Annotated in this window: 14 protein-coding genes; 8 read left to right on the top strand and 6 right to left on the bottom strand. The window is 26.1% G+C overall.

Translation table 11 applies throughout. The features are described from left to right. The first annotated feature begins 35 nt into the window (after nucleotides 1-35). Nucleotides 36-3,509: a methionine synthase gene (gene metH, locus ALANTH_RS00755; RefSeq protein WP_026807178.1), complete on the top strand. Its 3,474-nt coding sequence runs from the start codon at nucleotides 36-38 to the stop codon at nucleotides 3,507-3,509. A gap of 32 nt (nucleotides 3,510-3,541) precedes the next feature. Next, nucleotides 3,542-4,039, top strand: coding sequence for a hypothetical protein (locus ALANTH_RS00760; protein WP_026807179.1), 498 nt, complete (start codon nucleotides 3,542-3,544; stop codon nucleotides 4,037-4,039). A gap of 9 nt (nucleotides 4,040-4,048) precedes the next feature. On the opposite strand, the gene ALANTH_RS00765 is transcribed toward ALANTH_RS00760, so the two are convergent. The 4 genes from ALANTH_RS00765 to luxS are packed head-to-tail and all read right to left on the bottom strand — an operon-like array spanning nucleotide 4,049 to nucleotide 6,610. Continuing rightward, the gene (locus ALANTH_RS00765) at nucleotides 4,049-4,861 is read right to left on the bottom strand and encodes a D-alanyl-D-alanine carboxypeptidase family protein (RefSeq protein ID WP_026802955.1); all 813 of its coding nucleotides are present in this window, start codon (nucleotides 4,859-4,861) and stop codon (nucleotides 4,049-4,051) included. A gap of 45 nt (nucleotides 4,862-4,906) precedes the next feature. Next, nucleotides 4,907-5,650, bottom strand: coding sequence for a tRNA (5-methylaminomethyl-2-thiouridine)(34)-methyltransferase MnmD (locus tag ALANTH_RS00770; protein ID WP_026807180.1), 744 nt, complete (start codon nucleotides 5,648-5,650; stop codon nucleotides 4,907-4,909). Beyond that, nucleotides 5,651-6,091 carry a hypothetical protein gene (locus ALANTH_RS00775; RefSeq protein WP_026802957.1) on the bottom strand — a complete coding sequence of 147 codons (441 nt, stop codon included), beginning with the start codon at nucleotides 6,089-6,091 and terminating at the stop codon, nucleotides 5,651-5,653. A gap of 3 nt (nucleotides 6,092-6,094) precedes the next feature. Continuing rightward, the gene (luxS, locus tag ALANTH_RS00780) at nucleotides 6,095-6,610 is read right to left on the bottom strand and encodes an S-ribosylhomocysteine lyase (RefSeq protein WP_026807181.1); all 516 of its coding nucleotides are present in this window, start codon (nucleotides 6,608-6,610) and stop codon (nucleotides 6,095-6,097) included. A gap of 145 nt (nucleotides 6,611-6,755) precedes the next feature. Here luxS and ALANTH_RS00785 point away from each other — a divergent pair, with 145 nt between their 5' ends. From ALANTH_RS00785 to ALANTH_RS00810, 6 genes are all read left to right on the top strand, one after another. Beyond that, nucleotides 6,756-7,193: a MarR family winged helix-turn-helix transcriptional regulator gene (locus ALANTH_RS00785; protein ID WP_026807182.1), complete on the top strand. Its 438-nt coding sequence runs from the start codon at nucleotides 6,756-6,758 to the stop codon at nucleotides 7,191-7,193. Continuing rightward, nucleotides 7,190-7,903 (top strand): SDR family NAD(P)-dependent oxidoreductase, encoded by a 714-nt coding sequence (locus ALANTH_RS00790; protein ID WP_026807183.1) that lies wholly within the window; start codon nucleotides 7,190-7,192, stop codon nucleotides 7,901-7,903. Before ALANTH_RS00785 ends, ALANTH_RS00790 begins: the two co-directional genes overlap by 4 nt. A 78-nt stretch (nucleotides 7,904-7,981) precedes the next feature. Further along, entirely contained in the window at nucleotides 7,982-9,100 is a 1,119-nt protein-coding gene (locus tag ALANTH_RS00795) for an MlaE family ABC transporter permease (protein ID WP_026802961.1), read from the top strand. Between the two features lies 1 nt (nucleotide 9,101). Further along, nucleotides 9,102-9,839, top strand: a complete 738-nt coding sequence (locus ALANTH_RS00800) for an ABC transporter ATP-binding protein (RefSeq protein ID WP_026807184.1) — start codon at nucleotides 9,102-9,104, stop codon at nucleotides 9,837-9,839. After that, nucleotides 9,839-10,753 carry an MlaD family protein gene (locus ALANTH_RS00805; RefSeq protein WP_026802963.1) on the top strand — a complete coding sequence of 305 codons (915 nt, stop codon included), beginning with the start codon at nucleotides 9,839-9,841 and terminating at the stop codon, nucleotides 10,751-10,753. Before ALANTH_RS00800 ends, ALANTH_RS00805 begins: the two co-directional genes overlap by 1 nt. Beyond that, complete coding sequence (locus ALANTH_RS00810) at nucleotides 10,743-11,327, top strand: ABC-type transport auxiliary lipoprotein family protein (protein ID WP_026807185.1); 585 nt, start codon at nucleotides 10,743-10,745, stop codon at nucleotides 11,325-11,327. The genes ALANTH_RS00805 and ALANTH_RS00810 overlap by 11 nt, the downstream gene beginning before the upstream one ends. A gap of 3 nt (nucleotides 11,328-11,330) precedes the next feature. On the opposite strand, the gene ALANTH_RS00815 is transcribed toward ALANTH_RS00810, so the two are convergent. Both ALANTH_RS00815 and ALANTH_RS00820 read right to left on the bottom strand, forming a co-directional pair. After that, on the bottom strand, nucleotides 11,331-12,371 hold the full coding sequence (locus ALANTH_RS00815) for an AbrB family transcriptional regulator (RefSeq protein WP_228131092.1): 1,041 nt from the start codon (nucleotides 12,369-12,371) through the stop codon (nucleotides 11,331-11,333). Further along, nucleotides 12,368-13,051 (bottom strand): HAD family hydrolase, encoded by a 684-nt coding sequence (locus tag ALANTH_RS00820; RefSeq protein ID WP_228133174.1) that lies wholly within the window; start codon nucleotides 13,049-13,051, stop codon nucleotides 12,368-12,370. Before ALANTH_RS00820 ends, ALANTH_RS00815 begins: the two co-directional genes overlap by 4 nt.

The following is a 13,051-nucleotide window of genomic DNA, read 5'->3' on the forward strand; positions in this document are numbered from 1 at the left end:
TATCTAATAAAAAAGAAATTCTAATAGAAGAGAAAATGAAAAATATAATAGAAGAGTTAATTAAAGAAAGAGTTTTAATTATTGATGGTGCTATGGGAACACAGCTTCAATTGGCTGATATCAAATATCATGAGTGGATTTTTGAAAATGAAAATTTAGAAGGGTGTAATGAACTTTTAAATTTAACTGCTCCACATATATTAGAAAAAATACATGATGAATATGCTTTATCTGGTGCTGATCTAATAAGTACAAATACATTTGGTTCTATGCCTTGGGTTTTAGATGAATATGGAATAGGGCATTTGAGTTATGAGTTATCCAAATTGGGAGCTGAACTTGTAAAAAAATCTTGTGAAAAATATAGTACAAAAGATAATAAAAAATTTGTCTTGGCTTCTATAGGTCCAGGAACTAAACTTCCATCTTTAGGACATATTACTTATGATAATATGTATGAAGGTTATAAAATAATGGCTAAAGGTTTAGTTGATGGAGGTACAGATGTATTTTTACTTGAAACTTGTCAAGATCCACTTCAAATAAAAGCTGCACTTCATGCTTTAAATGATATTGCACCAAATATTCCAATTATGGTCTCAGTAACCATTGAATTAAGTGGTACTATGCTAATAGGAACAGATGCTATGACAATAGCAGCAATTTTATCTCCTTTTAACATTCTATCTTTAGGTTTTAATTGTGGAACTGGACCAATACAAGTTCAAAAACATGTTAAATCTTTAAGTGAAGTTTGTAAGTTTCCTATTTCTGTTCATGCAAATGCTGGATTACCACAAAATAAAGGTGGAAAAACTTTTTATCCAATGCAAGCAGATGAGTTTTCAAAATTACAAAAAGAGTTTTTAAATATCAATGGGGTTTCTTTTTTAGGTGGTTGTTGTGGAACAACACCAGAGCATATTAAGGCTTTAACAGAAGCTGTAAAAGGTATAATTCCTCTTAAACCTTGTGGATTTTTAAAAGCTTCTTTAGCTTCATTATTCAATGTAGTTCCATTAAAGCAAGAACCAGCACCTCTTTTAATAGGAGAAAGAAGTAATGCTACAGGGAGTAAAGCTTTCAGAGAGTTACTAAAAGCAAATGATTATGAAGGAACTCTTAGTGTTGCACAACAACAAGTTAGAGCAGGAGCACACGTAATAGATGTTTCAGTTGGATTTGCTGGTCGTGATGAAACACAAGATATGGATAAAGTAGTTGCGCTATACTCTCAAAAAATACCTCTTCCTCTTATGCCTGACTCTACACAAGTAAAAGCTTTAGAAACTGCTTTAAAACAAATTGGTGGAAGATGTATTATAAATTCTGTAAATCTTGAAGATGGTGAAGAGAAGTTTGATATTGTTTGTAAATTAGCAAAAAAATTTGGAGCAGCACTTGTTTGTTTAGTTATCGATGAAGTTGGAATGGCAAAAACAAAAGAAAGAAAATTAGAAATTGCTGAGAGAATATATGATTTATGTGTTAATAGACATGGATTTGATGGAAGTGATTTAGTCTTTGATATGCTTACTTTTACTATTGGTTCTGGAGATGATGAATATAGAACAGCTGGAATTGAAACTTTAGAAGCTATAAAAGAGTTTCAAATAAGCCATCCAGAAGTTGGAACTACTTTGGGATTATCAAATATATCTTTTGGACTTAGTGCAAATGCTAGGATTTATTTAAATTCTATATATTTATATCACTGCGTAAAAGCTGGATTAACAAGTGCTATTGTAAATGTAAAGCATATCATTCCTCTAAACAAAATAAGTGAAGAAGATAAAAAAGCTTGTGATGATTTGATTTTCAATAACCAAACACAAGGTGATCCTTTATTTAAATTTATTGAACATTTTTCAAATGCAGTAGGGCAAGAAGAACAAAGTGATGAAGAGTATCAAAAACTTTCTCCAATAGAAAAAGTTCAAAAACTTTTACTTGATGGGGATAAAGAGAGAATGATTCCTCTTGTAATGGAATTAAAAGATAAAATAGCTCCTGAACTTATTGTAAATGAGTGGTTAATTGATGGTATGAAAATAATTGGAGAACTTTTTGGAAGTGGACAAATGCAACTTCCTTTTGTACTCCAAAGTGCAGAAACTATGAAAGCAACTGTAGATACTCTAAATCCATATTTACCAAAACAGGAGAAAGCTAGTGAAACTACACTTATTATTGGAACAGTAAAAGGTGATGTTCATGATGTTGGTAAAAATCTAGTAGATATTATTTTAAGTAATAATGGGTTTAAAGTTGTCAATATTGGAATTAAAGCTGATATATCACAATTTATTGAAAAGTTAAAAGAACATAATGCCCATGCAATTGGAATGAGTGGGTTATTAGTAAAAAGTACAGCTGTTATGAAAGAAAATCTTGAAGAATTACAAAAGCTTGGAATAAAAATCCCTGTTCTTCTTGGTGGGGCAGCTTTAACTAAAAACTTTGTAGATGAGTATTGTAGACCATTTTATGATGGTCCAATCTTTTATTGTAGAGATGCTTTTGATGGAGTTATTTCTATGCAAAGAATTGAAAAGGGTGATGAAAATAATACAGCCCTTGCTGCTGATTTAATAGAAAGAATTGATACAAGTGATAGAGTTGAAAAAGAAGTTATTGAAATTCCCCCATATGAAGAAATAGATATGCCAAAAAGAACTTTTATAATTCCTCCTCATTGGGATAGAATTGTAAAAATTGGAGATGGTATAGATAAAGATTTGATTTTTAAATGGATAAATCATAGAGTTTTATTTAGACAAAGATGGGGATATAAAAGAGGGAAACAAACTCCCGAAGCTTTCCAAAAATATGAAAAAGATGTAGTTGAACCTTTATATGAAGATTTAAAATTAGAGTTGATTTCTAAAAATATTTTTGAGCCAATAGCTATATATGAATATTTCCCTTGCATTTCAAATGATAATAAACTTTATATATTTGATAAAAAATATATTTTTAATAATCTTGAAGAAGCAAAAAATATACCACCTTTAAGTGAAGCCATAAAAGTTATGGAGTTTCCAAGACAAAGAAGAAAACCTTTTAGATGTATAGCTGATTTCTTTAGTTCAGATAAACTTGATGTTGTAGGATTTACACTTGCAAGTGCAGGACTTAAAATAAGTGATTATGAAAGAGAATTCTATGATAAAGGTGAATTTACAAAATATTATCAAATTCATGGTCTTGGAGTTGAATTGGCTGAGGCTTTAGCTGAGGTTTTACATAAACAAATCAGATTAGATTGGGATATTGTTCCAAATGAAGGATATAAATTAAGTGATGTTCAAATGAAACAATATGTTGGTTGTAGATATTCTCCAGGTTATGCTGCTTGTCCAGAATTGAGTCAGAATAGAGATATTTTTGATTTATTAAATCCAGAGCAATTTGGAATAGAGCTTAGTGAAACCTTCCAAATGCACCCAGAACAGACAACTTGTGCATTGGTTGTTCACAATAAAGAAGCTAATTATTATAATGTTTAAGATAAAATTACCATTAAAAATTAGGGAGAAAAATGTTACAAGATAAAAATATTTTAAATAGAGTTTTAAACTTTGTTTATAATACATCAAAGCAACCAATACTTTTAAAAGACTTACTAGTTGCTTCTAGACAATTTAATAATGGAATGGAAGTTGATGCAGGAAGATTAGGTTTTAGATTAAGATTAGCTAGAGCATATTTTGTCTATATACTTCTTATTTTGGCAGTAATTATACCAATATCTTTATTGACACATAAAACTTTAGCTATTATTGATCCACATATATCTATTTTAGGTGGTATGATAGTAACAGCATTGATTTTTATAGGATTTAATTTCTTTAGAGATAAGATAAAAGAAATGATGACAAAAGAAGTTATAAAAAAAGCTTGGAGAGTTCATTTCCCATATTTCGCTTATGAAGAATATAGTAAAAAAGTAAATGAAATTTTTGAACAAGCTATGAGAGAAGAGATTCCAAAAAGAGATTTACAAAAATATATTTTAGATAGAGTTTCTACTTTATAAGTAGAAAATTTATCTATTTTTTAAAACAGTATCTAATGCTAGTTTTGTGTTTTCCCATCTATTTTGAGAGTTTAACATAACCAATAAAATATCCTTTTTACCTTCTTTTGCTCTTGCAATCAGACAAGGTCCAGCCTTACTTGTATAACCTGTTTTTACACCAATCATATATTTTTCTTTTGGAAGAAGTTTATTACTTGTATGTATTTTATATGTTCTTTTTGTATTTATTGCTTGAAAACTATAGTTTTCCTTTTTTACAATAGCATTAAATGTTTTATTTTTTATAGCATATTCTGTAAGTTTTAGTAAATCATTAGCAGTACTTTTATGCTTTGGAGCATCAAATCCACATGGATTTTGAAAATTTGTATTTAGCATACCAATTTTTTTTGCTTTAGCATTCATCATATTTACAAAAGTTTGTTTATTACCATTTCCTAAATATATTGCTATTGCGTTTGCTGCATCATTTGCTGATTTTATCATAGCTGCATTTACTAAATCTTTTAGATAAAATTTTTCTCCAACTTTAAAATTCATAATAGTTGGTTCAACATTTTTCATCTCTTTTGTAATTGTTACAACTTTATCCATCTTACCACTTTCTATTGCAATAATAGAAGTCATAATTTTTGTAAGACTTGCAGGGCTTAATTTTTGATTTGCATCTTTTTGATAAATTAGTTGTTTTTTATTTAAATCTTTTACTATTATTGAATCTAAATCTTTTTCAATTTTTTGAAAAACCATTTTATCATTATAAGAAAAAGCAAAAATAGAAGTTAGAATAAGTGTGAGGAAGATTTTAGATAGTCGCATTTTTTTCCTTGTGCGATAAATTTGCAAAATTATAATAGAAAGTGATTAAATATCATATAAAGCAATTGCATTTGGATTACGAATTTTTTTTAATTCCATATCTATATAATTTGCATTAATATTTTCTTTTGTCTTTAAAGCTATAGTTATTTTTCTTTTTGTTGGTTTTGTTTCATATATAAAAAATCCTGCTTCATACATAGATAACCTTATAGGAGTTGCTATTGCATAAGTTGTTAAAATAGCATTGTTTTTACAAATTTTATAAATATCATCAAAGTACTCTTTTGTCCAAAGTTCAAAATTTACTTCACTTGAAAATGCATCTTGATAAACTATGTCAAAGAATTTTTCTGGAAATTTTTTTATATATTCTCTTGCATCTAAAATTTTAACTTCAATTTTTATATTTTCATCTTGATATATTTGATTTATTGATATTTCATTTATAATATTTGTAAAAGCTTCAAATTCTTTTGGATAAGTAAAACTTTTTAAAGATTTTATTAAATCAAAATCCAATTCAACAGAATATATATTTATCTTTATATCTAAATTATTTTTATAAATATAGTAAATAGTAGCCATTGTGTTGTATCCTATACCATAACAAATATCTAAAATATTTAACTCTTTTTTATATTTATGATATGTAAAAGCAGGGATAATATGTTTATTTAAAGCTTCACTAAGTCCACCATCTTCAGTGTTATGAAAATGTTGTTTATATTTGAAAGAAAAAAGTGTATTTGAACCATCTGATGTGGTTACTAAAATATCATCTTTCATTTATAAACCATATCCCCAATGGTGCATTTTTTTTGCAGTAAAAATTAGTACTTCATCAAAAAGTTCTATTGTATTTGGTGCTTGAAATCCAATATTTTCTAACAAATCTAAAATTTCATATTTATTATCATTTGAAATCTTTTCTAAAATTATGATATTCCCAGAATTTTCTAAGGCTTTGTAATGTGATTTTAAAATCTCTTCTTGGTTTTTACAAGAAGATAAAATATTACTCAAAACTATATATTCATATGCTCTTGCAGTTATTAATTTTGCACTACTTTCATCTACAAAAGGAATATATTTTATCTTGCCTTGGTTTTTTTCTTTTATCTCTTCTAAAGTAGAGTTTACTAAACCTAAATTATTATCTATATGTAAAATGGAAATATTTGTATAATCACTAAATAAACCTTTAAAAAGTTCTAGTTTTTCTTGCACTTTTTAGTTTCCTAAACTACTAAGTTTTTCTTCACTTAAAAATAGTTTTTCATTTGACATTACACCAATTTCAGATTTTAAAATATTTTTTGCAATATCTTTTGCTTCATCAAGTGAGTGCATAGCACAAGTTCCACACTGAAAAATATTTAGTTCTGGAATATCATCTTGTTTCTCAACATTTAAGACATCTTCCATAGCTTTTTTCCAAGCAGATGCAACTTCTTTTTCGCTTGGAGTTCCTATTAAACTCATATAAAATCCAGTTCTACAACCCATAGGAGAAACATCAATTATTTCAACTGTAGGTGAATTTAGATGATTTCTTATAAATCCAGCAAATAAATGTTCTAAAGTATGAGTTCCTTTTTCACTCATCATATCTTTATTTGGTACGCAAAATCTTAAATCAAAAACTGTAATATTATCACCTTTTGGAGTTTGCATAACCTTTGCAACTCGTACTGCAGGCGCTGGCATAATAGTATGATCAACTCTAAAACTATCTAATAATGGCATTAAAAATCCTTTTTTAAAATTATAGAAATTATAACTAAAGAGTTTTTATTTTAGGCTTTTATTGATTCTATTGATAAAATAATAATTGTCTTGACAAGTATTTTATTTTTAAATATACTTCAATTTATTGGTATAAGGAGTAAATTTGAAGTTTGATATGAATATATCATTAGGATTTATTTTAAATAAAACAGCTTTAATGTCAAAAACAATATTCGCTAAAAAAATTAAAGAATTTGATATTACTCCAGAACAGTGGTCGATTATTTTTAGAGTAGTTGAAGCAGAAGGTTTAACACAAAAAGAGATTTCTGATTCAACATATAAAGATCAAGCAAATATCACTAGAATGATTGATAGATTAGAAGAAAAAGGCTTTCTTCAAAGACAGCCAAATAAAACTGATAGGAGAATAAGCAATATTTATCCAACAAAAAAAGCTATAGATATAGTAGATGATATTGCTTTATGTTCACTAAACTTCAATAAAGAATTAACAAAAGATTTTTCAAAAGATGAAAAGAAACAATTAATAAACTTACTTAATAGAGTTTATAAAAACTTAGAAAAGGATAATATATGAATATTACAGATAAAGAGATTTTAATAACTGGTGCAAATGGTGGGTTAGGACAAACTTTTATAAATTATTGTTTAGAACAAAATGTAAAAAAGATATATTGTTGTGCTAGAAATATAGATAGTTTAGAAAAATTGTATGGTTCTAATAAAAGAGTTAAAATACTTACTTTAGATATTACAAAACAATCAGATATTGATAATGTAGCTAATTCTATAAATTCGATAGATCTTTTAATAAATAATGCAGGATTTAATAGTGAAAAAAGAATATTTGAAACATTCTCAAATGATTTTGAAGTAAATACTTTTGGAACTTTAAATGTTACAAAAACTTTAAGTTCAAAAATCAAACCAGATGGGGCAATTATCACTATAAATTCAATTCTTGCTTTTATAAATCTTCCTACAATGGCTTTATATTGTGCTTCAAAGAGTGCTTTACATTCTATAATGCAAGCTTTTCGTGCAGAGTTACAAAATAAACAAATACAAGTATATGAAGTTTTTCCAGGACCAATTGATACAGATATGGCAAAAAATTTACAAATGCCTAAAGCTTCTCCTAAACAAATTGTAGAAAAAGCTTTTGAAGCTTTAAAAAATAAAACTTTTGAAGTTTTCCCAGATGACTTTTCAAAAAATATATACTCAATGTTAAAAATAAATTCAAAAGAGTTAGAAATGGATTTTGCAAGTTCTATAAAAGCTTAAAAATAGAGTTGTATTCTATCTTTTTTATAAACTTTAGATACTATAAAGTATTTTATTTTTAATGAAAGAAAAATTATTATGAATAATGGTATAGAATATATTTTACTTGAAAAACTCGAAAATAGCTATAAACTTATACTCCTAAATAATTGGAATAAAAATACACTTCCTATTATTATAGAAAAAATTAAAAAGTTAAATATTGATATAAATAAAAAGTTATTTATAGATTTTAAAGAGTTAAAAGAATTAGATAGTATAGCTACAATATATATAATTACACTCTTAAAAAATTTTAAGGAAAATAATCTTTCTTTTATAAATTTTGATAAATATGAACAAACTTTTAATTTTTATAAAAAACATTATCAAGATGAAATTTTAGAGGATAAAAAAAAGATAAATAGAGTTTTTGAAAAAATAGGACAAAAAACTTATGAAATTTTTAATTCATCAAAATTATTTTTAGATTTTGTAGGAAAAGTTTTCTATTTTTTCATATATTCTCTTTTTCATCCCAAAAAGATTAGATTTAAGGCGATGCTAAAATATATTGAAACTTCAGCAGTAAATGCTATTTTGATAGTTGTTGTAAGTTCTTTTCTGGTTGGTATTGTTATTGCATATCAAGGTGCAGTTCAACTTGAAAAAGTTGGAGCAAATATATTTATAGTTGAGATGATAAGTATAACTATGTTTAGAGAAATTGCTCCTCTTGTAACTGCTATTGTAATAGCTGGTAGAAGTGCAAGTTCATATACAGCAGAAATAGGTGCTATGAAAATAACAGAAGAAGTAGATGCTATGAGAACTATGAACTTTGAACCAATACTTTTTTTAACTCTTCCTAGAATTTTTGCTTTGAGTATATCTTTACCACTATTAGTTTTTTTTGCAGATATTATTGGAGTTTTTGGAGGAATGGTAATATCATATACGCATTTAGATGTAACATTTACAGAATTTATAAATAGACTTCATAATGAAGTAGCAGTAAAACATCTAATAATAGGGGTTTTTAAATCAGTCTTTTTTGGATTTTGTATAGCAATTATTGGATGTTTTAGAGGTTTTCAAGTTCAAAATAATACTACTAGTATAGGAAAATATACAACTATTAGTGTTGTAAATGCTATTTTTGTGGTTATTTTATTAGATGCAGTTTTCTCTGTAATCTTTACTCAAATGGGGATATAAAATGGAAATTATACAAGTTTCAAATCTTCATACAGCTTTTGGAAAGAATGTAGTTCACAATGATATATCTTTTGATGTAAAAGAGGGTGAAATATTTGGTGTTTTAGGTGGAAGTGGTTCAGGAAAGAGTGTATTAGTAAAACAGATAGTTATGCTAAATCAAATTCAAAGAGGCACCATAAAAATTTTTAATAAGGATATTTCAAAATTATCTATTAATGAAATGGAAAAAATGAAGTTACAATTTTCATACTTATTTCAATTTGGAGCTTTATATTCATTCTTGAATGTAATTGAGAATATTTCTGTTATGTTAAAAGAGTATACAAATCTACCATCTTATATAATAGAAAAGATAGCTTATACAAATTTAGATATTGTAGGGCTTCCTAAATCAGTTGCAAAACTATATCCTAGCGAGCTTAGTGGTGGTATGAAAAAAAGAGTAGCTTTTGCTAGAAGCCTTGCTATGCAGCCAAAGATTTTATTTTTAGATGAACCTACGAGTGGACTTGATCCCGCAAGTACACAACAAATAAATGAATTATTATTATATTTAAAAAATAATTTAGATATTACAACTGTTATAATAACTCATGATTTAGAAACAATTAAAACTGTTCTAGACAGGTTTATAATAATACGAAGAGAAAAAATATTTGATGGTAATATAAATGAAGCTTTAAGTTCTAAAGATACGTTTATACAAGATTTTTTATCATATAAAAAGGCTAATTAATGGATACAAGAATTAATTTTTTTAGAATAGGACTATTTGTAAGTATAGTATCTTCTTTACTAATTATTGCAATATTTTGGTTGGGAAAATATGGTTTAGAAGATAAGAAGTATGATGAATATATTATACATTTTAATGAATCAATCTCTGGATTAAATATAGGATCTTCAATAAAATATATGGGATTTGATGTAGGAGTCGTAAGAGATATAAAAATAAATCCACAAAATTCTGAGCAAATCAAAGTAGAATTACAAATTCAAAAAGGAACTCCAATAAAAGAAGATAACTATGGAATTCTAGGAAATCTTGGTATTACAGGATTAAAATATATTGAATTAAAAGGTGGAAGTAATGATGCGAAACTTTTAAAAGAGAATCAAAATGGAGAAAAAGTTATAAATTCAAAAAAATCAGCTTTAAATTCTTTAGTTGATTCAACTGAAGATATTACAAAAGAGATAACTTTATTACTTCATTCTATTAGAAAAGTTTTAAATGAAGAAAATTTAAAAAATTTATCACTACTTTTAGAAAATAGTCAAAAGAGTATGGCAAATGTAGAGGCATTCTCATCTTATGTCATAGAGAATCAGAATAATATCAATAAACTCTTAGATAGTGTAAAAGGTTTTGTCAATATTGGAAGTTCATCTTTTAAAAGTGTAAAGACCTCTGCTGATAATTTTAAAGATTTAACAACTAAAATGAAAGAAGAGTTTGATAAAGGAACTTTTGATATAAAAGGATTAACTCAAGATTCTCTTGATAATTTAGAAGTAGTTTTAAGAAATTTAGATCATACTTTAAATCAAACTCAAGATTTAGTAAAAAATATAAATGAAAGCCCAAGTGATTTACTATTTAAACAAAAAAATATAAAATATGGACCAGGAGAAAAAGATGAAGAATAAGATTATATTTTTAATACTCTTTTTAGTATTTACAGGATGTAGTTTAAAACAACAAACAATAATAGATATAAATCATTATTCAATAGATTTTAAATCAAATAAAAAGTTAGAAGCACCAAAACTTAGCTCAATTTTTATAGAAGAACCAAATGTAAATAGAAGTTTTAATTTAACATCAATGTTTTATAGTACAAAACAATATTCTTTTGAAGAGTATGCAAAAAATAAATGGATAGATTTTCCAAGCAATATGATTCATAATCAACTAATAGACTCTTTTATAACAAGTAATATTTTTGAAAATATAGTTTTACGAGATAAAAAAATAGATTATGAATATTTACTAAAAACTGAAGTTATAAAATTATATCAAATTTTTGAAGATAATAAATCTTATGCTATTTTAAAATTTAAATTTAATTTAATAAAAGATAATAAAGTTTTAAAATCTTTTACTTTCGATAAAAAAATTGTATGTAAATCAAATGATGCTTATGGTTTTGTGAAGGCTGTAAATAATGGTTTTGAAGATAGTATCAATAATCTTTTAAATGACTTAATAAATACAAATTAAAAATTAATTTGTATTTAACCTTTTAGCAATAACTGGTGCAATATTCATAACAATAAAAAGTCTTACAATATGGTGTAAAGTTATATAAGGTAGATTTGCACCAACTAAAATTGCTATCAAGTTTATCTCTGTTTGCCCACCTGGTCCAAAGGCAAGCAAAATATCTAAAGCTTCAAAATCCATAAAATGATAGATAATAAAAATAAAAATAGTACATAAAATAAGCAAAATTATAAAATGTCCTAAAGTAGCCACTAAAGTTTTAAAAATAGTTTTTAAATCAACATTTTTAAAAGTAAAACCAATGATAGTTCCAAAGATAATTTGAATAGATTTTAATAATTCATCAGGAATATGTGTATGCACAAATCCACTAGAGTATAGAACTATACTTACAATCATAGGTCCTATTAAGTATGCAGCAGCAAGGCGTAGTTTTTTTGCAATAATTGCTCCTAATATTCCAAAAATGAATATATATGAAAATTCAAATAAATCAATATCTTTTATAGGAATTGTTAGTAGTTGGTTACCACGAATGTCTATTTGAAAGATATATTGAATTATAAATGGTAGTGAAATAATAACAAAAAATAACCTTGAACTTTGCATTAAAGTTATTTTTGAAGTGTCTGCTTTTAACTCTTGTCCTATTATCACCATTTCTATAACCCCACCAGGCATACTTCCTAAATATGAAGTTTTTAAATCATATTTTAAAACTTTGTAATAGTAATATGTTCCAAAAAATATTACTAATATGGTGAATGGAATAACCAGTAGTAAACTAGCTGTATAGTTTGGAATATATTTTAATATTTCTGGAGTAAAAGCACTTCCTATGGTAAGTCCTATTAAAATCCTAGCTGGTGGAGAGAAGATCTTTGGGCTTGATATAGGGATATTATTAAATCTTATAGCTAAACTTGTGGCAAAAATACTGCCTAGTAACCATGGTAAAGGAAGATTTAAAAATATAAAAATCAGTGAGCCACAAAACCCTATAAATAAGGACAATAGCATCTTATAAATATTTATTATCATAAATTAGATAAATATTTTATAGCTTCTAAAGAGTCTTTTTTTACAATATTTGTATATTTTAAAAGTTCATCTTCTTTTGAGTAACCACATAAAACACCAATAGAACTTATAGAGGCATTTTGCGCAGATATCAAATCAAGTTTTGTATCTCCTATCATAAAAGCTTGTTGTTTTGAACTATCATAATTTAAACTTTGTAAAGCTTTTAAAATAGGTTCTTGATGAGGTTTAGGATTTTCAACATCTTCTCTTCCAATAATTACTTCAAAATGTTTAGTAATATCAAAGTTATCTAAAATTGGAGTTGAATAGATTCTAGTTTTTGTTGTAACTATACCAAGTTTTGCAAAACTTGAAGCCAGATTTACAGCTTCAAAAGCATTTTCTAATAAAGTTGTTTGTGCAACTGAAATGTCTTTATATCTAGTTTTATAACTATCTACAAAATCCCATACTTTACTTTTAGATACACCTAATTTCTCAAACATTATATCAAGGGGATAACCAATTTGTTTTTTTATATCTTCAACACTTCCTTTAAAATCGAACTTATGTTTAGAAAAAGCATGTAAAAATGTATCTGTGATAGCATCTGTTGAATCTATTAAAGTTCCATCTAAATCAAATAAAATAATCATCTCTTTTTTATCTACACAATGCTGAGTTTTATTTTGTTTCAT

This window comes from Aliarcobacter lanthieri, from assembly GCF_013201625.1.
GTDB classification, from domain to species: Bacteria; Campylobacterota; Campylobacteria; order Campylobacterales; family Arcobacteraceae; genus Aliarcobacter; species Aliarcobacter lanthieri.

Coding starts and splice junctions, on each gene's coding strand:
- ALANTH_RS00805 (WP_026802963.1), top strand. CDS start 9,839: ATGGATACAAGAATTAATTTTTTTAGAATAGGACTATTTGTAAGTATA.
- ALANTH_RS00800 (WP_026807184.1), top strand. CDS start 9,102: ATGGAAATTATACAAGTTTCAAATCTTCATACAGCTTTTGGAAAGAAT.
- ALANTH_RS00810 (WP_026807185.1), top strand. CDS start 10,743: ATGAAGAATAAGATTATATTTTTAATACTCTTTTTAGTATTTACAGGA.
- luxS (WP_026807181.1), bottom strand. CDS start 6,610: ATGCCATTATTAGATAGTTTTAGAGTTGATCATACTATTATGCCAGCG.
- ALANTH_RS00770 (WP_026807180.1), bottom strand. CDS start 5,650: ATGAAAGATGATATTTTAGTAACCACATCAGATGGTTCAAATACACTT.
- metH (WP_026807178.1), top strand. CDS start 36: ATGAAAAATATAATAGAAGAGTTAATTAAAGAAAGAGTTTTAATTATT.
- ALANTH_RS00815 (WP_228131092.1), bottom strand. CDS start 12,371: ATGATAATAAATATTTATAAGATGCTATTGTCCTTATTTATAGGGTTT.
- ALANTH_RS00760 (WP_026807179.1), top strand. CDS start 3,542: ATGTTACAAGATAAAAATATTTTAAATAGAGTTTTAAACTTTGTTTAT.
- ALANTH_RS00790 (WP_026807183.1), top strand. CDS start 7,190: ATGAATATTACAGATAAAGAGATTTTAATAACTGGTGCAAATGGTGGG.
- ALANTH_RS00820 (WP_228133174.1), bottom strand. CDS start 13,051: ATGAAACAAAATAAAACTCAGCATTGTGTAGATAAAAAAGAGATGATT.
- ALANTH_RS00765 (WP_026802955.1), bottom strand. CDS start 4,861: ATGCGACTATCTAAAATCTTCCTCACACTTATTCTAACTTCTATTTTT.
- ALANTH_RS00795 (WP_026802961.1), top strand. CDS start 7,982: ATGAATAATGGTATAGAATATATTTTACTTGAAAAACTCGAAAATAGC.